Source organism: Mesorhizobium sp. B2-8-5, assembly GCF_006440675.2.
Lineage (GTDB): Bacteria > Pseudomonadota > Alphaproteobacteria > Rhizobiales > Rhizobiaceae > Mesorhizobium.
The window spans coordinates 26172-46148 of the sequence record NZ_CP083951.1 but is presented as its reverse complement, the minus strand read 5'-3'; the positions used below and the strand labels follow the sequence as shown (position 1 = coordinate 46148).

The 19977-nt window shown below is 63.9% G+C and carries 22 protein-coding genes and 1 pseudogene; all 23 read left to right on the top strand.

Annotation, left to right across the window (positions count from 1 at the left end):
• Positions 1–63: 63 nt before the first annotated feature.
• Positions 64–1353 (top strand): imelysin family protein, encoded by a 1290-nt coding sequence (locus FJ430_RS00235; RefSeq protein WP_140702728.1) that lies wholly within the window; start codon positions 64–66, stop codon positions 1351–1353.
• Positions 1354–1525: 172 nt separating this feature from the next.
• A complete protein-coding gene (locus FJ430_RS00230) occupies positions 1526–1837 on the top strand; it encodes a (2Fe-2S)-binding protein (protein ID WP_140645359.1) in 312 nt (103 codons plus the stop codon).
• On the top strand, positions 1803–2288 hold the full coding sequence (gene bfr, locus FJ430_RS00225) for a bacterioferritin (RefSeq protein WP_140673174.1): 486 nt from the start codon (positions 1803–1805) through the stop codon (positions 2286–2288). Before FJ430_RS00230 ends, bfr begins: the two co-directional genes overlap by 35 nt.
• Positions 2289–2420: 132 nt before the next feature.
• Positions 2421–3905 carry a di-heme oxidoredictase family protein gene (locus FJ430_RS00220; RefSeq protein WP_413467889.1) on the top strand — a complete coding sequence of 495 codons (1485 nt, stop codon included), beginning with the start codon at positions 2421–2423 and terminating at the stop codon, positions 3903–3905.
• Positions 3905–4984, top strand: coding sequence for an imelysin family protein (locus FJ430_RS00215; protein ID WP_140702733.1), 1080 nt, complete (start codon positions 3905–3907; stop codon positions 4982–4984). The genes FJ430_RS00220 and FJ430_RS00215 overlap by 1 nt, the downstream gene beginning before the upstream one ends.
• Positions 4985–4987: 3 nt before the next feature.
• The gene (locus tag FJ430_RS00210; RefSeq protein ID WP_140702735.1) at positions 4988–6100 is read left to right on the top strand and encodes a DUF1513 domain-containing protein; all 1113 of its coding nucleotides are present in this window, start codon (positions 4988–4990) and stop codon (positions 6098–6100) included.
• 136 nt (positions 6101–6236) lie between these two features.
• Positions 6237–6926: a tRNA (adenosine(37)-N6)-threonylcarbamoyltransferase complex dimerization subunit type 1 TsaB gene (gene tsaB / locus FJ430_RS00205; RefSeq protein WP_140702737.1), complete on the top strand. Its 690-nt coding sequence runs from the start codon at positions 6237–6239 to the stop codon at positions 6924–6926.
• Complete coding sequence (locus FJ430_RS00200) at positions 6926–7420, top strand: GNAT family N-acetyltransferase (RefSeq protein ID WP_140645353.1); 495 nt, start codon at positions 6926–6928, stop codon at positions 7418–7420. Before tsaB ends, FJ430_RS00200 begins: the two co-directional genes overlap by 1 nt.
• Positions 7421–7447: 27 nt before the next feature.
• Positions 7448–8248: a lysophospholipid acyltransferase family protein gene (locus FJ430_RS00195; RefSeq protein ID WP_140656196.1), complete on the top strand. Its 801-nt coding sequence runs from the start codon at positions 7448–7450 to the stop codon at positions 8246–8248.
• Positions 8249–8463: 215 nt separating this feature from the next.
• The gene (gene miaB / locus FJ430_RS00190; protein ID WP_413467888.1) at positions 8464–9765 is read left to right on the top strand and encodes a tRNA (N6-isopentenyl adenosine(37)-C2)-methylthiotransferase MiaB; all 1302 of its coding nucleotides are present in this window, start codon (positions 8464–8466) and stop codon (positions 9763–9765) included.
• 83 nt (positions 9766–9848) lie between these two features.
• Positions 9849–10841, top strand: a complete 993-nt coding sequence (locus tag FJ430_RS00185) for a PhoH family protein (protein WP_226892268.1) — start codon at positions 9849–9851, stop codon at positions 10839–10841.
• 11 nt (positions 10842–10852) lie between these two features.
• The gene (gene ybeY / locus FJ430_RS00180) at positions 10853–11350 is read left to right on the top strand and encodes an rRNA maturation RNase YbeY (RefSeq protein ID WP_140702741.1); all 498 of its coding nucleotides are present in this window, start codon (positions 10853–10855) and stop codon (positions 11348–11350) included.
• A gap of 27 nt (positions 11351–11377) precedes the next feature.
• Positions 11378–12454 (top strand): hemolysin family protein, encoded by a 1077-nt coding sequence (locus FJ430_RS00175; protein WP_140702743.1) that lies wholly within the window; start codon positions 11378–11380, stop codon positions 12452–12454.
• Positions 12455–12466: 12 nt separating this feature from the next.
• Positions 12467–12937: a VOC family protein gene (locus FJ430_RS00170; RefSeq protein ID WP_140702745.1), complete on the top strand. Its 471-nt coding sequence runs from the start codon at positions 12467–12469 to the stop codon at positions 12935–12937.
• Between the two features lie 176 nt (positions 12938–13113).
• Complete coding sequence (lnt, locus tag FJ430_RS00165; protein ID WP_140702747.1) at positions 13114–14703, top strand: apolipoprotein N-acyltransferase; 1590 nt, start codon at positions 13114–13116, stop codon at positions 14701–14703.
• 140 nt (positions 14704–14843) lie between these two features.
• Entirely contained in the window at positions 14844–15266 is a 423-nt protein-coding gene (locus FJ430_RS00160) for a helix-turn-helix domain-containing protein (RefSeq protein WP_140645345.1), read from the top strand.
• Positions 15267–15430: 164 nt separating this feature from the next.
• Complete coding sequence (gene metK, locus FJ430_RS00155) at positions 15431–16696, top strand: methionine adenosyltransferase (RefSeq protein WP_140645344.1); 1266 nt, start codon at positions 15431–15433, stop codon at positions 16694–16696.
• Positions 16693–17403, top strand: coding sequence for a tRNA (guanine(46)-N(7))-methyltransferase TrmB (gene trmB / locus FJ430_RS00150; RefSeq protein WP_140702749.1), 711 nt, complete (start codon positions 16693–16695; stop codon positions 17401–17403). The genes metK and trmB overlap by 4 nt, the downstream gene beginning before the upstream one ends.
• 60 nt (positions 17404–17463) lie before the next feature.
• Entirely contained in the window at positions 17464–17763 is a 300-nt protein-coding gene (locus FJ430_RS00145; protein ID WP_140702751.1) for a DUF1778 domain-containing protein, read from the top strand.
• Between the two features lie 3 nt (positions 17764–17766).
• Positions 17767–18290, top strand: a pseudogene (locus FJ430_RS00140) (GNAT family N-acetyltransferase).
• Between the two features lie 371 nt (positions 18291–18661).
• Positions 18662–18904, top strand: coding sequence for a CopG family ribbon-helix-helix protein (locus tag FJ430_RS00135; RefSeq protein ID WP_176476948.1), 243 nt, complete (start codon positions 18662–18664; stop codon positions 18902–18904).
• Entirely contained in the window at positions 18901–19188 is a 288-nt protein-coding gene (locus tag FJ430_RS00130; RefSeq protein ID WP_140656224.1) for a type II toxin-antitoxin system RelE/ParE family toxin, read from the top strand. The genes FJ430_RS00135 and FJ430_RS00130 overlap by 4 nt, the downstream gene beginning before the upstream one ends.
• 155 nt (positions 19189–19343) lie before the next feature.
• Positions 19344–19976, top strand: a complete 633-nt coding sequence (gene rimP, locus FJ430_RS00125) for a ribosome maturation factor RimP (RefSeq protein ID WP_140702753.1) — start codon at positions 19344–19346, stop codon at positions 19974–19976.
• The last annotated feature ends 1 nt before the right edge of the window (position 19977 follow it).

Genomic DNA, 19977 nt, shown 5'->3' with positions numbered 1-19977 from the left:
ATGCCTCGGCGCGGGTGGACACATGCGCCTATTGTTGAATTTCCAAGGAACTGGAGAAGGATAATGACGGCACGTAATGGCGGCAGGCTGGCTGCGATCTGCGCCACGGCTGCACTGACGGCGGCGGTTTTCGTGTTGCCGGCGAAAGCCGAGACCGACGCGAAGGCGGTGATCAAGACCTATGCCGACATCGCACTGGCCAAATACGAGGATTCGCTGACCACGGCGCAGGCGCTGGACAAGGCGGTGGACGCACTCATCGCCAGCCCCTCGGCCGACACGTTGAACGCCGCGCGCGAAGCCTGGAAGGCCGCGCGCATTCCCTACCAGCAGACCGAGGTCTACCGCTTCGGCAACAAGATCGTCGACGACTGGGAAGGCAAGGTGAATTCGTGGCCGCTGGATGAGGGCCTGATCGACTATGTCGCCAAGAGCTATGGCAGCGAGTCGGACGAAAACGCGCTCTATACGGCCAACGTCATCGCCAACAAGGAAATCGAGATCAACGGCAAGAAGGTCGACGCCTCGAAGCTGACGCCGGAGTTCCTTTCGGGCACGCTGCAGGAGGCCGGCGGCGTCGAAGCCAATGTCGCGACCGGCTATCACGCCATCGAATTCCTGCTCTGGGGCCAGGACCTGCACGGCACAGGCCCGGGCGCCGGCGAGCGGCCCTTTACCGACTACGACCTCAAGAATTGCAGCAATGGCAATTGCGACCGTCGCGCCGAATATCTGAAATCGGCGAGCGATCTTCTGGTGTCCGACCTGCAGGAAATGGTCGGCAACTGGAAGGAGGACGGCGCCGCGCGCAAGACCCTCACCGACGGCGATGCGAATGCCGGCATCTCCACCATCTTCACCGGCATGGGCTCGCTCTCCTATGGCGAGCTGGCCGGCGAGCGCATGAAGCTCGGCCTTTTGCTGCACGATCCGGAAGAGGAGCACGACTGCTTCTCCGACAACACCTACATCTCGCATCTCTATGACGCGGTCGGCATCCGCGACGCCTACCATGCCAGCTACAAGCGGCTCGACGGCTCCGTGGTTTCGGGTCCGTCGGTGGCCGACATGGTGAAGGCCGCCGATCCGGCGATCGACAAGGAACTGTCGGGCAAGCTCGACACCACCATCGCCAAGATGGAGGCCATCCAGGCGCGCGCGCTGGCCGGCGAGGCCTATGACCAGCAGATCGCCGAAGGCAACACCGAAGGCAACGCTACCGTCCAGGCGGCAATCGACGCCTTGATCGACCAGACCAAGTCGATCGAGCGCGCCGTCGGCTCGCTCAAGCTGAACCAGATCGCCTTCGAGGGCTCCGACAGCCTGGACGCTCCCGACAAGGTGTTCAAGTAAGGTCCAGGGCATGATCCCAAAAAGTGGATACCGGTTTTTTGGACGAGATCATGCCCGACTAGGAAACAGGCATGATCCCAAAAAGTGGATACCGGTTTTTGGACAAGATCATGCCCGACTAACAAATAATCCAAGCGGCGCCGTGGCCGGCGCCGTCAGCCAGAGCAAGTGAATGCTGATCTGCCATTGCAACATCATCACCGAGAAGGAGATCGAGCAGACGATCGTCGGCCTGCTGGATGAGGATCCCTGGCAGCTGATCGTGCCCGCGAAGGTCTATCATGCGATGCGCAAGCGCGGTCGCTGTTGCGGCTGTTTCCCAAATGTGGTGGAAACGATCATTCGGGTCACCGAGAACTACCACGCCCGCTCAGAGGTGGGCGGCGTGGACATCGTTTCACACCTGGACCGCGTGAGAGGCTTGCGCGTCCAATACGGGAGCAGACCCCATGAAAGGCGAACCGCAGGTCATCGAGCGGCTTAATGAAGCTCTGTTTCTGGAGCTTGGAGCCGTCAACCAGTACTGGGTGCATTATCGTCTGCTCGAGGATTGGGGCTACACCAAGCTGGCAAAGAAGGAGCGGGCGGAATCGATCGAGGAAATGCATCACGCCGACAGGCTGATCGCGCGCATCATCTTCCTCGAAGGCCATCCCAATCTGCAGTCCGTCGCGCCGTTGCGCATCGGCCAGAACGTCAAGGAAGTGCTCGAATCCGATCTGGCCGGCGAATATGACGCGCGCACCGCTTACAAACGCTCGCGCGAGATCTGCCACGAGGAAGGCGATTTCGTCTCGATGAAGCTGTTCGAGGACCTTTTGACCGACGAGGAAGGACATATCGACTTCCTGGAAACTCAGCTCGACCTGCTTGCCTCGATCGGCGAGGAAAAGTACGGCCAGCTCAACGCCGACTCGGCCAACGAGGCGGAGTAAGGACATGCGGGAATGCGGCGCCCCGTAGATCATTTTTCGCGCCGCGCGCTGCGGGCCGCGATCGACGGCCTGCCGCTTCAGAAGATCCCGCGATACCGGATCGGCAGCGGGGCGTCGCTTTTGCTGGCGGTCATGCTTTCCGCGCCCGCCATGGCCGGTGAGCCAGCCGCTCTCCCGACGAGCCGCACCGACCTGACGCCGAAGGATCAGGCGCGGGTTCTGGCAGTCACCAGGCCAACGACCGACTTTACCAGGCCCGAACCGTTCGAGCTGATGCAGGGCGGCGCCGGCACGTCGCGGAAGGACGTCAACCGCGATGCCTTTTCGCAATCCTCCGCCAACATCACCTTTGAGGAAGAGGGCAGCTTCAAGCTCGGCAACGCGCTGTTCCGCAAGAACTGGGTGTCGTCGCCATCCTCGACCCAGGCTTCGGACGGGCTCGGCCCGCTGTTCAACGAGCGCGCCTGCCAGAATTGCCATCTGAAGGACGGGCGCGGCCGTCCGCCGGAAGGCGATGCCGGATCGACGTCTATGTTCCTGCGGCTGGCGCGCGACGCCGCCAGCGCCGAGGAAAAGGCCGCGCTTGCCGACCACAAGGTGCTGAACTTTCCCGACTCCATCTATGGCGCGCAACTGCAGGATCTTGCGGTTCCGGGCCTCAAAGGCGAAGGCCGGATGCGCGTCGATTACCAGGAGCAAAAAGTGACGCTCGGCGACGGCGCTGTTGTTGCGCTGCGCAAGCCAAGCTATTCGGTCGAAAATCTCGGTTACGGCCCACTCGATCCGCGCACCACGCTCTCGCCTCGGCTGACGCCGCCGATGATCGGGCTGGGCCTGATCGAGCAGATCGCGCCGGCCGATATTCTCGCCCATGCCGATGCGGATGACCGCGACGGCGACGGCATTTCGGGCCGGCCGAACATCGTGCGCGACGAACTGAGCGGCGCGGTGACCATGGGCCGCTTCGGCTGGAAGGCGCAGACCGCCTCGATCCGCCAGCAGGCGGCCGATGCCTTTGCCGGCGATATCGGCATCTCCACGCCGGAAATGCCGAAGCATTGGGGCGATTGCACCAAGGCGCAGACGGATTGCCTTGCCATGCCGAGCGGCGTGCAGCAACGCCTCGGCACGGCCGAGGCGCCGCCCCCTGTCATGGACCTCGTCACCTTCTATTCGCAGAATCTGGCCGTGCCGGCGCGGCGCGATCTCGACAAACCTGACGTGCTCGCCGGCAAGAAGCAGTTCTACGAAATGGGCTGCATCTCCTGCCACGCGCCGAAATTCGTCACCATGCGCGGCACACCCAACAAGGCGCAGGCCTTCCAACTGATCTGGCCTTATTCCGACTTCCTGCTGCACGACATGGGCGAGGGCCTTGCCGACGGGCAACGGGTCGGCGAAGCGAGCGGCAGCGAGTGGCGCACCCCGCCGCTCTGGGGTATTGGGCTCACCGCGACAGTCAACGGCAATGCTTTTTATCTGCATGACGGCCGCGCCCGCTCGCTTGCCGAGGCGATCCTGTGGCATGGCGGCGAAGGCCAGAAGGCGCGCGATCGCTTTGCCGGGGCCGCCGCGGCCGATCGTGACGCGCTGATTAAATTCCTGGAGTCGCTTTGATGTCGAAACGCCTGGCCGCCACCCTTGCCCTTCCGCTTTTTCTGGCGATCTCCCTGCCGGCATCGGCCGCGGTGAAGGCCTCCGATGTCATCGGCCGCGCGATCGATGGTTTCGTCCGCCCGGCCTATGCCAGCCTCGACGAGCATGCGGCGGGCCTGACCAAGGCGATGCACCAGCTCTGCGAAGCGCCGTCCGAAAAGAATCTCGAAGCGGCGCGCGCGGCGTTTTCCGGCACGGTGGAGGCCTGGTCGGTGGCCGAGATCATCGCCTTCGGGCCGATCAAGGAGAACAACCGGCTGGAGCGAATGCTCTATTGGCCGGACCGCAAGAGCATCGGCCTGAGGCAAGTGCAGTCCACGCTGGCATCCAAGGATCCGTCAGCCACCGATCCAGCGCAACTGGCGCAAAAGAGCGTCGCCATGCAGGGCCTCGGCGGGCTCGAATATGTGCTTTACGGCGACGGCGCCGAAACGCTCGCCAGGAAGGACGATCCCTATCGCTGCGCTTATGGCTCGGCTGTCGCCGGCAACGTCGAAACGATGGCCGGCGAGGTGCGTGACGCCTGGCAAAAGCCCGACGGCTTTGCGTCGCTCTGGGCCAATCCGGGGCCGAAGAACCCGCTCTACCGTGACGGCAACGAAGCGGTGACGGAACTGGTCGGTGTCTTCATCAACGAGCTGGACATGATCCGCGATGTGCGGCTGAAAGGTTTTCTCGGCGCCAGGCCCGATGCCGACAAGCCGAAGCAGGCGATCTACTGGCGCTCGCAGAACACGACGGCTTCGCTGGCCGCAAACCTGTCCGGCATCGACCAACTGTTCCAGGCTTCCAAGCTCGGCGATGCGCTGCCCGCCGATGCGCAATGGATGGCCGAATCCATCCACATCCAGCTCACTAACGGCGTGGCGACGGCGAAGTCGATCACCGGTCCGATCGACAAGGCGCTCGCGGACCCAGCGCTGCGCGACAAGCTCGAGCATTTCGCGCTGATCACGTCGAGCCTGTCGACCTTGATCGGCACCAGGATGACCGCCGAGTTCGGCCTGACCGCCGGCTTCTCGTCGCTGGACGGAGATTGATCGATGGCGTGGAGTACAAAGCTCATCGATCGCCGCGATTTCCTGCGCGCCGCGGGCGCCGGCTTTGCCGCCGCCATGGCGCCGCGTGCCTGGGCCGACACGCTTGCCGCGGACGCGGTGTTTGCCACGGCCTTCGTCAAGCGTGACGGCAGCTTCGGCGCCGCCGTGCTCTCCGAGGCGGGAAAAATCCTGCATACGGTCGATCTGCCCGATCGCGGCCATGACGTCGCCTTCGATCCGGTGTCGAAGCGTTCGGTGGTCTTCGCCCGTCAGCCCGGCACCTTCGCCGTCGTCTTCGACCAAGCCGGCCGCGACAAGCCCTTGACCATCGCCAGCATCGCCGGCCGGCATTTCTTCGGCCATGGCGTGTTCTCGCCCGACGGCGCCTTGCTCTATGCGACCGAGAACGATTTCGACAATGCGGCAGGTGTCGTCGGTGTCTACGATGCGCGGGAGAAATTCAATCGCATCGGCGAATTCCCGACCTATGGCATGGGGCCGCATGAGCTGCTCCTGCTCGGCGATGGCCGCACTTTAGCCATCGCCAATGGCGGCATCGAAACCCATCCCGACTATGGCCGGGCCGAGCTCAACATCGCGACGATGAAGCCGTCCTATACGCTCGTAGACCGCGTCACCGGCGACCTGATCGAAAAGCACGAATTGCCGCCGGCGCTGCATCAGCTGTCGATCCGCCACATGGATCGCGACCAGGCGGGCACCGTCTGGTTCGGCTGCCAATATCGCGGGCCGGCGACCGACCGCCCCGCGCTGGTCGGCCGCGCCGCGCGCGGCAAGGAGCTCGAGCTCTTGGAGATGCCGCAGGATGTGCTCTCCGGCTTCCGCAATTATATCGGCTCGGTCGCCGCCAATGCCGCCACAGGTACGGTCGCCATCACTTCGCCGGAAGGCAATTCGCTGGCCGTCCTCGACGCCGCCAGCGGACGCGTGGTCGCGACCAGATCGCTGGTCGAGGTCTGCGGCCTCGCGCCCGACGGCGCTGGCTTCATGGCAACGACCGGCGCCGGCGAGATCGTCGGCGGCGCCGGCTCGACCCGTTCCGAGCCGGACTATGTCTGGGACAACCACATGCTGCGCATCGCGGCCTCTGCCTGACAACAAGGTCCTGGCGCTGCAGGGAAGCAAAGCCGCTTAACATTTCTCCGCCTTGGCTCTTGCGGCGGCGGCCTATGCCGGGCAGAGGGAATTGTGTTTCGATCCAGTTCATTAATGGCCATATGAAGTTGCCTATATGAAGCTGCTCGCCATCGACTGCGCCGCCAGTCTCTGCGCTGCCTGCGTCTATGATGCAGGCGCGGGGAAGGAGCTTGGCCGTGAGGTGCGCGACCTCGGCAAGGGGCATGCGGAGCATCTGATGGCCGTCATCGAGACGGCCCTGCAAGCCGGCGGGATCGGCTACCCGAACCTCAACGCTGTTGCCGTCTCGATCGGACCCGGCTCCTTCACCGGCCTGCGCGTCGGCGTCTCGACCGCGCGCGGCCTGGCGCTGGCGCTGAAAATCCCGGCGATCGGCGTGACGACGCTGGAAGCCCTGGCGGCGGAGGCTGCGAATGCCTTTCCCGGGCGCGCGGTGCTTGCCGCGCTCGATGCCGGCCGCGAGGAAATTCATGCGGCGCTCTATGATAAAGCGTTAGCCGAGACTTACGGACCTTCCGTAGCTGCGCTTTCCGAGGCAGTGACCATGGCCATCGGCGCCGACGCGGTCCTGGTCGGGACCGCCGCGCCGCAGATTGCCAAGGCGGCGGGTCGTGCCTTCGAAACTGGTCCCGTTGCCGCCACAGCCGACATCGCGACCTATGCCAGGCTGGCCTCGGCCAGGGAACCGGGCGAAAAGCCCAAACCGCTTTATCTGCGCGGCGCCGACGCCAAGCCGCAGGCGGGTTTCATTCTGCCAAGGCAGGACAGGGGAAACGATTCCTGATGCGCATACCGTTCTTTCAGCCGCGCCGCAGGGACTATGCGCTGGAACCGTTGACGGTCGCCGACAGCGCCGCTGTTTCGGTGCTGCATCGCGAGGATTTCGTGCGGCCCTGGACCGACGGCGAATTCGCAGCACTTCTCGAGCAGGACACGGTCTTCGGCTATGCCGCGCGTGAGACCGGCCAAGGCTCCAAGCCGCCGGTCGGCTTCGTGCTCGCGCGGCTGGCGGCCGGCGAGGGCGAGATCCTGACCTTGGCCGTCGCCCGCACGCATCGCCGCCAGGGGCTCGGCTGGCAATTGATGGACGCGGTGCTGCGCGAATTGCATACGCAGCGCGCCGCGGCGCTCTTCCTCGAGGTCGACGAGACCAACACGCCGGCGATCGGGCTTTACCGCAGGCTCGGCTTCCGCCAGGTCGGCCATCGGCCGAACTATTATCGCTCGACCGAGCACGGCCCGACCGGCGCGCTTGTCATGCGCCGCGATCTTCGCTAGCCAGTCCGCGCGATAGGGCCGGAGCGAATGATCAAGAAATTGCGGATTTTCCTGGCGCTCGCCTATGTCGTCGTCTGTTCGCTGGTGCTGGTGCCGCTGCAGATGCTGTCGATGAAGACGGGGCTGTGGCCCGAAACCTTCATTCTCAAAATCTGGCACAGCATGATCCTGCGGGCGCTCGGCATGCGGGTGCATGTTAAGGGCGCGCTGGCCAGGGAACGTCCGCTGCTTGTCGCGGCCAACCACATTTCCTGGACCGACATCATGGTGCTCGGCTCCTTCGTCGATGTGAAATTCATCGCCCGGGCCGACATGAAGGGCTGGCCGCTGATCGGCATGCTGTCCAAGCTGCAGCGCACCGTCTACATCGAGCGCGAGCGCAAGCGCACTTCCGGCGACCAAGCAAGCCAGATTGCCAGGCGCATGGCCAAGGGCGATGCCATGGTGCTGTTCGCCGAAGGCTCGACCGGCGACGGCAACCTCGTGCTGCCGTTCAAGAGCACGCTGTTCGGCGCGGCCTCCATGGCGATTTCGGAAGGGGCGGCCGAACAGGTCTTCATCCAGCCCGTGGCGATCGCCTACACGCGACTGCACGGCATGCCCATGGGGCGCCGCCATCGGCCCATGACCGCCTGGATCGGCGACCAGGATCTGATGCCGCACCTGAAAACCTTGCTTGCCGAAGGGGCGATCGATGCCGAGGTGCATTTCGGCGAGCCGGTGCCGTTCTCCAAGGGTTCGAACCGCAAGGAGACGGCAAGGTTGATGGAAGCCAAGGTGCGCGAGATGATGCAGGCCATCCTCGCCGACCCGGCAAAGAGCCGCTGATTGGTATGTCGCCCAAGGGCCTGTAGCGATTTTGGAACAAGGCGGCGCGACGCGCCGCGGGCAGAATCGTCTGTTTTTTGTCACGGAAAGGCGCTAGAAGCCGCCCGATGGAATTGAACACGATTGAAAGCCACGGCATCGGCACTGCGGCCGAGCGCTCGGCCGGCACTGACCGCGCGGCGAAAAAGGTCTTCGTCAAGACCTATGGCTGCCAGATGAATGTCTACGATTCCCAGCGCATGACCGATGCGCTGGTCGCCGACGGCTATGTCGCCACCGACGTCGTCGAAGACGCCGATCTGGTGCTGCTCAACACATGCCATATCCGCGAAAAGGCGGCGGAAAAGGTCTATTCCGAGCTTGGCCGCATCCGCGACATGAAAGCCGAACGCGCCGTGGTCGGCCGCGAGCTCTTGATCGGCGTCGCCGGCTGCGTGGCGCAGGCCGAAGGCGCCGAGATCATCCGCCGCGCCCCGGCGGTCGATTTGGTCATCGGCCCGCAGACCTATCACCGGCTGCCCGACGTGCTGGCGCGGGTCCGCGGCGGCGAAAAGATCGTCGAGACCGAATACGCCATCGAGGACAAGTTCGAGCATCTGCCGCAGCCCAGGCGCGCCGAATTGGCAAAGCGCGGCGTCACCGCCTTCCTGACGGTGCAGGAGGGGTGCGACAAGTTCTGTACCTTCTGCGTCGTGCCTTATACGCGCGGCTCCGAGGTTTCGCGCCCGGTGGCGCAGATCGTCGCAGAGGCCGAGCGCCTGGCCGAGGCCGGCGTGCGCGAGGTGACGCTGCTCGGCCAGAACGTCAACGCCTGGCATGGTGTCGGCGAAAATGGCGAGGAATGGGGGCTCGGCCGCCTGCTGTTCCGCCTGGCGGAAATCCCCGGCCTGGCGCGGCTGCGCTACACCACCAGCCATCCGCGCGACATGGACGACGAACTGATCGCCGCGCATCGCGATCTGCCGGCGCTGATGCCCTATCTGCATCTGCCAGTGCAGTCCGGCTCGGATCGCATTCTCAAGGCGATGAACCGTAGGCATACGGCGCGCGACTATCTCGCGCTTATCGAGCGCATCCGCGCCGCCCGAACCGACATCGCCATGTCCGGCGACTTCATCGTCGGTTTCCCCGGCGAGACCGATGCTGACTTCGAAGCGACGCTGCAGTTGGTGCGCGAAGTGAACTATGCCTCGGCTTTCTCGTTCAAATATTCGCCTCGCCCCGGCACGCCGGGCGCTGAGATGAGCGACCACGTGGCCGAGGCGGTCAAGGACGAGCGGCTACAGCGGCTGCAGGCCCTACTTTTGAAGCAGCAGCAGGATTTCGGCTTGAGCCTGGTCGGCAAGACCATCGGCACGCTGATCGAGAAGCCTGGCCGACAGGCCGGCCAGAAAGTAGGCCGTTCACCGTGGCTGCAGCCGGTTATTGTTGACGACAAGGCCGGCGGAATCGGTGACATTATCGACGTACGAATCACAAGGACGGGCTACAACAGCCTGTTCGCCGAATTGGTCTGACGACCTCGGCAGATGAGGAGAGACGGTTGAGCGCTGCTGAACTGAAGAATCCGCCCCAGAACCAGGCGTCCGGGGCCTCCGACATGGCGCACATCGTACTGACCTTCGACAACAACAAGCTAGCCAGCGCCCTTTACGGCCAGTTTGATGAGAACCTCGCCCGGCTCGAGCAGAAGCTCGGCGTCGACATCCGCTCGCGCGGCAATCAGCTGACGATCAAGGGCTCCGCCGCCGCCGCCGAACAGGCGCGCCGCGCGCTGGACACCCTCTACGGCATCCTGCAGAAGGGCGTCGACATTGGCCAGTCGGATGTCGACGGCGCCGTACGCATGGCGATTGCCGCCGACGACCAGCTGACCCTGCCGACGATGGAGCGCAAGGGCAAGGTTTCGGCCGCCCAGATCGCGACGCGCAAGAAGACGATCTATGCCCGCTCGCTCAACCAGGATGCCTATATGCGGGCGCTGGAACGCTCCGAAATGGTGTTCGGCATCGGTCCCGCCGGCACCGGCAAGACCTATCTGGCGGTGGCGCATGCGGCGATGCTGCTGGAACGCGGCATGGTCGAGCGCATCATCCTGTCGCGTCCGGCCGTCGAGGCCGGCGAGCGGCTGGGCTTCCTGCCCGGCGACATGAAGGAGAAGGTGGACCCGTATCTCAGGCCTCTCTACGACGCGCTCTACGACATGATGCCGGCCGACAAGGTCGAGCGGGCGATCGCCGCCGAAGTGATCGAGATCGCGCCCTTGGCCTTCATGCGCGGCCGCACGCTGGCGCATGCGGCGGTGATCCTCGACGAGGCGCAGAACACCACGCCGATGCAGATGAAGATGTTCCTGACCCGTCTCGGCGAGAACTCCCGCATGATCGTCACCGGCGATCCGACCCAGATCGACCTTCCGCCCAACACCAAGTCTGGTCTGGTCGAGGCGCTGCGCGTCCTCGACGGGGTGCCCGGCATCGTCACGGTCCGCTTCAACGAAGGCGATGTGGTGCGCCACCCGCTGGTTGCCGAGATCGTCAAGGCCTATGACCGCGACGGCAAGCTGGCGCGAGGCTTGGGCGCCGAAAGCTGACTATAGGCCCTATGGCTCAAAATCCGGAATTTGGCGGCGAAGCGCCGGTCGATATCGATATTTTCGTCGAGGCAGGCGCTTGGCCCGCGGAAGCCGAATTGACACGCCTCGTCGATCGCGCCGTTGCGGCCGCTTTTGCCGAAACCGGCGCGGGCGGCGCCTCCGAGCTCAGCGTCGTCTTTTCCGACGATGCCCATATCCGGACGCTCAATGCCGAGTGGCGCGGCAAGGACAAGCCCACCAACGTCTTGTCTTTCCCGGCTTTTTCCTTTCCGAAAGGCGGCAAGCTGCCGCCGATGCTGGGCGATATCGTGCTGGCTTCCGAGACGGTGGCGCGCGAGGCCGCTCTGGAAGACAAGCCGATTGAAAACCATATCACCCATCTCGTTATCCATGGTCTGCTGCATCTTTTGGGCCATGATCACGAGACCGACGCTGAGGCGGAGGAGATGGAAGCGATCGAGCGCGCGGCGCTTGCGAGGCTTGCCATTCCCGATCCCTACGCGTAACAAAAAAGCTCAATTGACCCGATGGCGATGAACGACACACCAGAAACTGCCGCCCGTCCGGACGCCGGCAGTGCTGCCAAGCCTTCCGAAAAGACGGAAGAGGGCTCCAGTCCGAGTATTCCCGCCGGCAGCGCGGCCGCGGAGTCGTCGCATGCCGGTCCTTCGCTCTTCGACCGCGTGCTCGGCCTGTTCCGGCACCGCAACGGCACCAGCCTGCGCGAGGAGATTGCCGGCGCGCTCGCCGAAACGGCGACCGACGCCGGCGCCTTCTCGCCCGGCGAACGCGCCATGCTCAACAACATCCTTCGCCTGCGCGAAGTCCGGGTCGAGGATGTCATGGTGCCGCGCGCCGATATCGAGGCGGTCGAGATCAACACGACGCTTGGCGATCTGCTCGGCCTTTTCGAGCAATCCGGCCATTCGCGCATGCCGGTCTATTCCGAGACGCTGGACGATCCGCGCGGCATGGTCCACATCCGCGACGTGCTCGCCCACATCACCAAGCTCGCCCGCGTCAAGAAGGGCCGCAGCAGAGCGAAGACGCCGGCGTCGACCGCGCTCGACCTTGCCCAGGTCGACCTTGCGCGTACCATCGGCGATCTCAGCCTGATCCGCCCGGTGCTGTTCGTGCCACCCTCGATGCTTGCCTCCGACCTGATGGGGCGCATGCAGACGAACCGCACGCAGATGGCGCTGGTCATCGACGAGTATGGCGGCACCGACGGTCTCGCCTCGCTGGAGGATATCGTCGAGATGGTGGTCGGCGACATCGAGGACGAGCATGACGATGACGAGCCGATGGTCACGCAGACCGGCGACGGCGTCTTCGTCGTCGACGGCAAGGCCGAGATCGACGAGGTCGCCAAGATGATCGGCGAGGATTTCGCCGCCGGCGAGCATGGCGAATATGTCGACACCATCGGCGGCATGATCTTCAACACGCTCGGCCGCGTCCCCGCTCGCGGCGAAGTGGTGCAGGCCATTCCCGGTTTCGAGTTCCACGTGCTCGACGCCGACCCGCGCCGCGTCAAGCGCGTGCGCATCGTGCAGAGCCAGAAGGGCGAGCGCCAGCGCCGCCGCGCGGCCCGCACCGAACAGGCCTGATATCGCCGTCCGATGGCGATAGACGATCCGTTCAAGCACGCGGTTCTGGGTTCGGGTGTTTTCTACAAGGATCCACGCGCGGCATTGATCTGGCTGCAGGCGGCCTTCGGCTTCCAGCCGAGCATGCTGGTGAGCGATGCCGACGGTCGGCTGGTGCATGCCGAAATGCGTTTTGGCGACGGCTATATCATCGTCGATTCCGAATGGGATGAGCATATCGCCAGCCCGGCCTCCGTCGGCGGCAAGAACACGCAGGCCGTCTATGTGCGTCTGCAACAAGATATCGACGCGCATTGCGAGCAAGCGCGCGCGGCGGGCGCGCAGATCGTCGAGGAGCCCGCCGACCATTTCTACGGCGAGCGCCAATACCGCGCTCGTGACCTCGAAGGCCATGTCTGGACATTCACCCGCACCGTGCGCGTTGTCCCCAAGGACGAGGCTGAGCGACTGAGTGGCCTGCGCATCCAGGGCTGGCACCGCTGAGCTTTTGCAACCAAGCGGAACCGCTTGGCGTTGCAGAAATGCGGCTAAACAAAGAGCTATGGCAGGATTCCCGCGATAGCGCGACCGTGTGTCAGGCCGCGCTTATCTGGGTTTGGAACACCGGGCCCAGCCTGTTAAACCTCTAGCTCCCTGATTCGCGCGACTTGGGAAGCTGGATGCAGCGCTTTGCCGGCCGGATAATTCTGCTGTGGGGGTGGCGGCGGGCGTTGGTGGCGTTTGCCGCCGGAGCGCTGGCGGTGCTTGCCCAGGCGCCTTACGATTTCTTCGCCGTCTGCTTCGTTTCGTTCCCGGTCCTCGTCTGGCTGCTCGACGGCGCCACCGGTGAGGCTTCCGATGGCTGGTTCCGGCGCCTGCGGCCGGCTTTCGCAACAGGCTGGTGGTTCGGCTTCGGCTACTTCCTCGCCGGTCTCTGGTGGATCGGCCAGGCCTTGCTGGTCGAGGCCGACAATTTCGCCTGGGCCTTGCCCTTCGCCGTCGTCGGCATCCCCTTCGCGCTGGCCTTCTTCTATGGCTTTGCCACCGTGGTGGCGCGGCTGTTCTGGAGCAGCGATATCGGCCGCATCGCCGCCCTTGCCTTCGGGTTCGGCCTTGCCGAATGGTTGCGCGACTTCCTCTTCACCGGCTTTCCCTGGAATGCCGTCGGCTACGCGGCGATGCCGGTGCCGCTTCTGATGCAGAGCGTTTCGGTGACCGGCATGATCGGCATGAACGCGCTTGCGGTCTTCCTGTTTTCGCTGCCGGCGCTGGTCGCGGCGCGCCGGCATCTGAGGCTGGGCGTTGCCCTGTTCGTCGTCCTCGCCGCCGCCCATGTCGGCTTCGGCTATTTCAGGCTCGCCATGCCCGCCGAGCCGGCGACACGATCCATCGACGTCCGCATCGTCCAGCCCGCGGTCGACCTCAGCGAAAAGTGGGACGCCTCGGTGCGCGACCGCATCTTCGCGACTTTGCTGGGGATATCGGGGAAAGCACCCGAAGAAAGTCACGCCAAGCCCCAGCTCATTCTGTGGCCGGAGACATCGGTGCCGTTTCTCTTCACCGAGCGTCCGGACGCGCTGACGGCACTGGGGGACATGCTGGCCGACGGCCAGATGCTGATTGCCGGCGTCGTGCGCGAGGAGGGCGGTTCGGCGAATGCCGGCAGCCGTTATTACAATTCCGTGGTGGCGATCAACGACAAGGGCGAGATCGTCGATGCCGTCGACAAGGTGCATCTGGTGCCCTTCGGCGAATATCTGCCCTTCGCCGACCTGTTCGAACGCTTCGGCATAGGCCAGCTCGTCGCCGGACCGATGAATTTCGCCGCCGGCAACGAGCGCCATCCGATCGCCGTGCCGGGCGGCCTGCGTGCCGCGCCGTTCATCTGCTACGAGGTTATCTTTCCCGATCTCGTCGCCGCCGACTCTGCGTCATCTGACGTAATCGTGAACGTCACCAACGACGCATGGTTTGGCGACACGCCAGGCCCGTATCAGCACTTCAGGCAGGCGCAGATTCGGGCAGTGGAGAATGGATTGCCGCTGCTGCGCGCGGCCAACAATGGCATCTCCGCAGTCGTCGATTCGCGCGGGCGCATTATCGACGCGCTTGCCGTCGACGCGCGCGGCGCCATCGACGCGCATGTGCCGGTTTCTGGGCGCGCCCTCATGTCAGCGAAACAGCGGCGCATTAACGGATTGCTGATCATGTTGCTGTTAGCGCTGATTGCCCTCACATTGAATGTAAGGCAGCGGCTACGGGTGAATTGACAGTCGGCACATTAGAAACTCATACTGTAACGCCTAAAATTTTCTCGAAGTCGGTTGGAGGGTTCTGTTGGGGCAGGTGGCTCCGGCTTCATATGGGCGGAACAAAATAGAAAAAGCCGGAAAAATTCGGCGAGGAAAAAATGACAGAAGAGAACAAGAAGAAGCCGAATCCGATCGACATCCATGTCGGGAGTCGCATCCGGCTGCGTCGCAATATGCTTGGAATGAGCCAGGAAAAGCTGGGTGAAAATCTCGGCATCACCTTTCAGCAGATCCAGAAGTACGAAAAGGGCACGAACAGGGTTGGCGCCAGCCGTCTGCAGGCGATCGCCTCCATCCTGAGCGTTCCTGTCGCCTTCTTCTTCGAGGATGCCCCGGGCGAGGAGGCCGGCGGCGGCAATCGAGGATTTGCGGAAGACTCCTCGATGGCGTTCGCCATCGAATTCTGCGGCAGTCCCGAGGGGCTTCAGCTCAACCGGGCTTTCGTCAAGATCGGCGACGTCAAGGTGCGCCGCAGGATCATCGATCTGGTCAAGGCGCTTTCCGCGGAAGACGCCGATTGATTTTACCGATGCCACCGGCGGCGCTCTGCCGCCGGTGGCATAGCCGGCCTTACCTACATTCATGCCAGATCCGTCGCGCCGCTTGACGAGCGGCGCCCGGCACCGCTAACACGTGGCGCGCCAAAATCGGCAGCCTGCCGATCTTTTTTCAAGAGGGGACACCCGTGACGCGGCAGAATTATCTCTTCACCTCGGAATCCGTCTCCGAGGGTCATCCCGACAAAGTTTGTGACCGCATCTCGGACGAGATCGTCGATCTGGTCTATCGCGAAGCCAAGAAGACGGGCATGGATCCGTGGAAGGTGCGCGTCGCCTGCGAGACACTGGCCACCACCAACCGCGTCGTCATCGCCGGCGAGGTCCGCGTCCCCGACACGCTTTTGAAGAAGGACAAGGCGGGCAACGTCCTCAAGGATGCGTCCGGCCACCCTGTGGTCAACCCGGCCAAGTTCAAGTCGGTTGCCCGCAAGGCGATCCGCGAGATCGGCTACGAGCAGTCCGGCTTCCACTGGAAGACCGCCAAGATCGACGTGCTGCTGCATGGCCAGTCGCCCGACATCGGCCAGGGCGTCGACAATGCCGCCGACCGCCAGGGCGAGGAAGGCGCGGGCGACCAGGGCATCATGTTCGGCTACGCCTGCCGCGAGACGCCCGACCTCATGCCGGCGCCGATCTATTACAGCCACAAGATTCTCGAATTGCTGGCGGCCGCGCGCCATGAAGGCAATGGCGAGGCCGGCAAGCTCGGCCCGGACGCCAAGAGCCAGGTCACCGTGCGCTATGCCGACGGCAAGGCGGCGGAAGTCACGCAGATCGTGCTCTCCACCCAGCATCTCGATACGAGCTGGGATTCCAAGAAGGTCCGCAAGGTGGTCGAGCCCTATATCCGCGAGGCGCTTGGCGACCTGAAGATCGCCGAGGACTGCAACTGGTACATCAACCCGACCGGCAAGTTCGTCATCGGCGGGCCTGACGGCGATGCCGGCCTCACCGGCCGCAAGATCATCGTCGACACCTATGGTGGCGCGGCGCCGCATGGCGGCGGCGCCTTCTCGGGCAAGGACACCACCAAGGTCGACCGCTCGGCCGCCTATGCGGCGCGCTACCTTGCCAAGAACGTGGTGGCGGCCAAGCTTGCCGACCGCTGCACCATCCAGCTCTCCTACGCCATCGGCGTCGCCCAGCCGCTGTCGGTCTATGTCGACCTGCACGGCACCGGAAAGGTGGACGAATCGAAGCTCGAGGATGCGCTGCGCAAGGTCATGGACCTGTCGCCGTCGGGCATCCGCCGTCATCTGGACCTCAACAAGCCGATCTATGCAAAAACCTCGTCCTACGGCCATTTCGGCCGCAAGGCCGGTCGCGACGGCTCCTTCTCCTGGGAAAAGACCGATCTCGCCAAGGCGCTCAAGGACGCCGTCGCCGCCTGACGCCAGCGGACGCAAAGGACAGGCCAAGCCGGGCGACCGAAGGCTTCTTCGGTCGCCGGCACGGCAAGACTATACGCCCTCTGCAGGCGATCGCCCTCGAAGGCGGCCTGCGCGAATACCGGGTCGACCTGACGGCGCAAGCGCCGGCTGATCTCAGGATCTTGTTCAAGACACAGGTTTCGGCGCTCCAGCTGGAAATCGGCTTCGGCGGCGGTGAGCATCTGTTGCATCGCGCCGCGGAAGCGCCGGCAACCGGCTTCATCGGCGTCGAACCCTTCGTCAACGGCATGGCCAAGATGATGACGGCGCTTGGCAAGACGCCGCTTGCCAATCTGAGAGTCTATGACGACGACGCCACGCGCCTGCTCGACTGGCTGCCGGAAGCCTCGCTCGATGGCATCGATCTGCTCTATCCCGATCCATGGCCCAAGAAGAAGCATTGGAAGCGACGCTTCGTCGGCGCCGCCAATCTCGGCCGCTTCGCCCGGGTGCTGAAATCCGGCGGCTGGTTCCGCTTCGCCTCCGACATCGACAGCTATGTGAACTGGACGCTGCTTGCCTGCCGCGCCAGTGGCATCTTTGAATGGCAGGTGCGGGATGCCGCCGATTGGCACCGGCCCTATGAAGGTTGGCCCGGCACGCGCTATGAGGCCAAGGCCATCCGCGAGGGGCGGCGGCCCGCCTATCTGACGTTCATCCGGAAGTAATCGGGCGATCTGTATTGCATATAGAGCTACAGATCGCTGCATTGCAGGCTGGAGACAGCTATGGCCGCCTCGGTTGAATGCAGGGAATACCCGATCTCGATGCGCCTGCCGGAAGCGGACGTGGCGATGATCGATCTTGCCGCCACTCTGCGCGGCCGGTCCCGCACGGATTTCGTGCGCGATGCCGCCGTGCGCGCGGCCGAGGATGTGCTGATGGATAACCGTCCTGTCCGCATGAGCCCGGAAGGGTTCGCGGAGTTCATGGAGGTTCTGTCGGCCCCGGCCGCGCCGGTCCCCGACATGGTGGAATTGGCAAAGCGGTCAGCGCCTTGGGAAGCTGGTTATACGACGAAGCGCTGACTGGTGGTCTTATCGGCGCCCGAACCGCTTACGGCAGCTCACGGCGTGTCCGGATTCTCCTGTGGGAAGCCTGCGCTTGATCACTGGCTGAAAACCCGCGCGCTTTCCAATCAGGAGAAGGGCTTCACAGCCGTTCTCGTCGTCCACGAAGCCGGCCGCGTGATTGGATATTACGGTTTGGCGCCGACGGCCGTCGTGCCTTCGATCCTGCCCCGGTCAGTCCGCACGGGCAACCGCCCGACCCGGTGCCGTGCCTGCTCCTCGGCCAGCCTGCGACCGATACCGGTTGGGCTGGGCGCGGCATCGGCACCGGCTTGGTAAAGCATGCCCTTCAGCGCTGCGTTCAGGCGGCGGAACTGATCGGAGGGCGTGCGCTGATGATCAATGCAGTCGATGCGGAAGCGGCGCAATTCTGGCAACGCGGGGGATTTCTCCCGACGAGAGACGATCCGCTCATCTTATTTCGTTCGATCGCGGCAATCGCCGCGTCGCTGGTGGACGCCCATCGCCATTCAGCGAGATGTTGACGGTCGGGCTTCCGTTTATGAGGCTGGAAGTGGCCTATCCGATCGAAAGCGGCCGGATCGATGCCGAGCTTCTTCAGGGCGCTGCGGCGCGGCTTGCGCCCGGCCTCGACGGCTCGCGCCGCCGTTGCCGCGCTGCCGAATGTGTTGAAGAAATCGCCGATGACGAAAAACAATCCACGGTCCATATGATCAGCTTCACGCGCCACCGCGCGCGTCCTTTCTTTTGCACTGCAACCTCGATGGTGACGACAGTCGGTTCACAAAGGGCTGCATCGCCGCCATGCGCGGCGCGCAACGCAGGCAGTCCAGGCGGGTTCTTGACGAACCACTTTGGTTCCATCACATTCAGAGTGAACCAGAATGGAGACAGGATGATGAGTGCCTTTACCGTTCGGCTTCCTGATGAGACCGTGGCCAAGCTCGACCAATTGGCCGAAAAGGTGGATCGCTCCCGTTCCTACGTCGCTGCTCAAGCGATCGAAGACTATGTCGCCAGGGAAGAATGGCAGCTTGCCGAGATCGAGGCCGGCCTTGATGAAGCCGATCGAGGAGAATTTGCAAGTGAGAAGGATTTGGCCGGCGTCATAGCGAAATACGTCAAGTCCGAACGATGAAGCGGATCCGCTGGACCCAGCGCGCCGTGCGCCGTCTCGACCAGATTGGCGCTTTCATCGAAAAGGACAATCCAACAGCCGCGGCGAGGGTTGTTGCCCGCATCGTTTCCTCCGCGGACAATCTCGCCGAGCAACCCGCCATGGGGCGGGTCGGGCGGGTGAAAGGGACACGAGAGCTGGTCCTGGCTGACATGCCATACATAATTCCCTACCGCGTGGTCGGCGGCGAGATCGAGATACTCACCGTGATGCATGCGGCCCAGCGATGGCCGCGCCAGTTGTAGAGACGGCCGCCAGCCTTTGCCTGCAGGCTTGAAACGCAATTCGGGATCGTCTATATCAACCTCAAATTCTTGGTCGGTATGACGAAGAGTGGGTCCACCCGGTCCCGCTCTTTTTTATTACCTGCCGGCCGGAAGTGAAAAGCGACAGGGATCTGATGACTGCAGCGGCAAGCGAGGCCGACGACCGTATCATCCGCGAAAGCGGCATCGATGCGCGCATTGCGCTGATCGTGCAGCCGGTGCTCAAGGCCATCGGCTTCCGGCTCGTGCGGGTGCAACTGACCGGCCAGAACGGGCTGACGCTGCAGATCATGGCCGAACGCGAAGACGGCACCATGACAGTCGAGGATTGCGAAGAGGTCAGCCGCGCCGTGTCGCCGGCGCTCGATGTCGATGATCCGATCGAAAAAGCGTATCATCTCGAAGTTTCGTCGCCAGGCATCGACCGGCCGCTGGTGCGCAAGTCGGATTTCACCGCCTGGACCGGCCATCTGGTCAAGCTGGAGACATCGGTTCTTGTCAGCGATCGCAAGCGCTTCAAGGGCAAGATCGCCGAGGCGGATGCCGACGGCATCCTGATCGAGCGCGACAAGGCGGCCTATGGCGAAGAGCCGACGGTGCGCGTGCCTTACGACGCGATCGCAGAGGCCCGGCTGGTGCTGACCGACGATCTCATCCGCGATGCCCTGTCGAAGGACAACCGGGCGCGCAAGGAAGCCAGGAAGCGCCGCGGCGAAGCGGAAGACGCCGCCGCCGGCGAGGAAAATGAAACCGAACAGGAAAGTTGAT

Coding starts and splice junctions, on each gene's coding strand:
- FJ430_RS00235 (WP_140702728.1), top strand. CDS start 64: ATGACGGCACGTAATGGCGGCAGGCTGGCTGCGATCTGCGCCACGGCT.
- FJ430_RS00230 (WP_140645359.1), top strand. CDS start 1,526: ATGCTGATCTGCCATTGCAACATCATCACCGAGAAGGAGATCGAGCAG.
- bfr (WP_140673174.1), top strand. CDS start 1,803: ATGAAAGGCGAACCGCAGGTCATCGAGCGGCTTAATGAAGCTCTGTTT.
- FJ430_RS00220 (WP_413467889.1), top strand. CDS start 2,421: ATGCTTTCCGCGCCCGCCATGGCCGGTGAGCCAGCCGCTCTCCCGACG.
- FJ430_RS00215 (WP_140702733.1), top strand. CDS start 3,905: ATGTCGAAACGCCTGGCCGCCACCCTTGCCCTTCCGCTTTTTCTGGCG.
- FJ430_RS00210 (WP_140702735.1), top strand. CDS start 4,988: ATGGCGTGGAGTACAAAGCTCATCGATCGCCGCGATTTCCTGCGCGCC.
- tsaB (WP_140702737.1), top strand. CDS start 6,237: ATGAAGCTGCTCGCCATCGACTGCGCCGCCAGTCTCTGCGCTGCCTGC.
- FJ430_RS00200 (WP_140645353.1), top strand. CDS start 6,926: ATGCGCATACCGTTCTTTCAGCCGCGCCGCAGGGACTATGCGCTGGAA.
- FJ430_RS00195 (WP_140656196.1), top strand. CDS start 7,448: ATGATCAAGAAATTGCGGATTTTCCTGGCGCTCGCCTATGTCGTCGTC.
- miaB (WP_413467888.1), top strand. CDS start 8,464: ATGAATGTCTACGATTCCCAGCGCATGACCGATGCGCTGGTCGCCGAC.
- FJ430_RS00185 (WP_226892268.1), top strand. CDS start 9,849: ATGGCGCACATCGTACTGACCTTCGACAACAACAAGCTAGCCAGCGCC.
- ybeY (WP_140702741.1), top strand. CDS start 10,853: ATGGCTCAAAATCCGGAATTTGGCGGCGAAGCGCCGGTCGATATCGAT.
- FJ430_RS00175 (WP_140702743.1), top strand. CDS start 11,378: ATGAACGACACACCAGAAACTGCCGCCCGTCCGGACGCCGGCAGTGCT.
- FJ430_RS00170 (WP_140702745.1), top strand. CDS start 12,467: ATGGCGATAGACGATCCGTTCAAGCACGCGGTTCTGGGTTCGGGTGTT.
- lnt (WP_140702747.1), top strand. CDS start 13,114: ATGCAGCGCTTTGCCGGCCGGATAATTCTGCTGTGGGGGTGGCGGCGG.
- FJ430_RS00160 (WP_140645345.1), top strand. CDS start 14,844: ATGACAGAAGAGAACAAGAAGAAGCCGAATCCGATCGACATCCATGTC.
- FJ430_RS00145 (WP_140702751.1), top strand. CDS start 17,464: ATGGCCGCCTCGGTTGAATGCAGGGAATACCCGATCTCGATGCGCCTG.
- FJ430_RS00135 (WP_176476948.1), top strand. CDS start 18,662: ATGATGAGTGCCTTTACCGTTCGGCTTCCTGATGAGACCGTGGCCAAG.
- FJ430_RS00130 (WP_140656224.1), top strand. CDS start 18,901: ATGAAGCGGATCCGCTGGACCCAGCGCGCCGTGCGCCGTCTCGACCAG.
- rimP (WP_140702753.1), top strand. CDS start 19,344: ATGACTGCAGCGGCAAGCGAGGCCGACGACCGTATCATCCGCGAAAGC.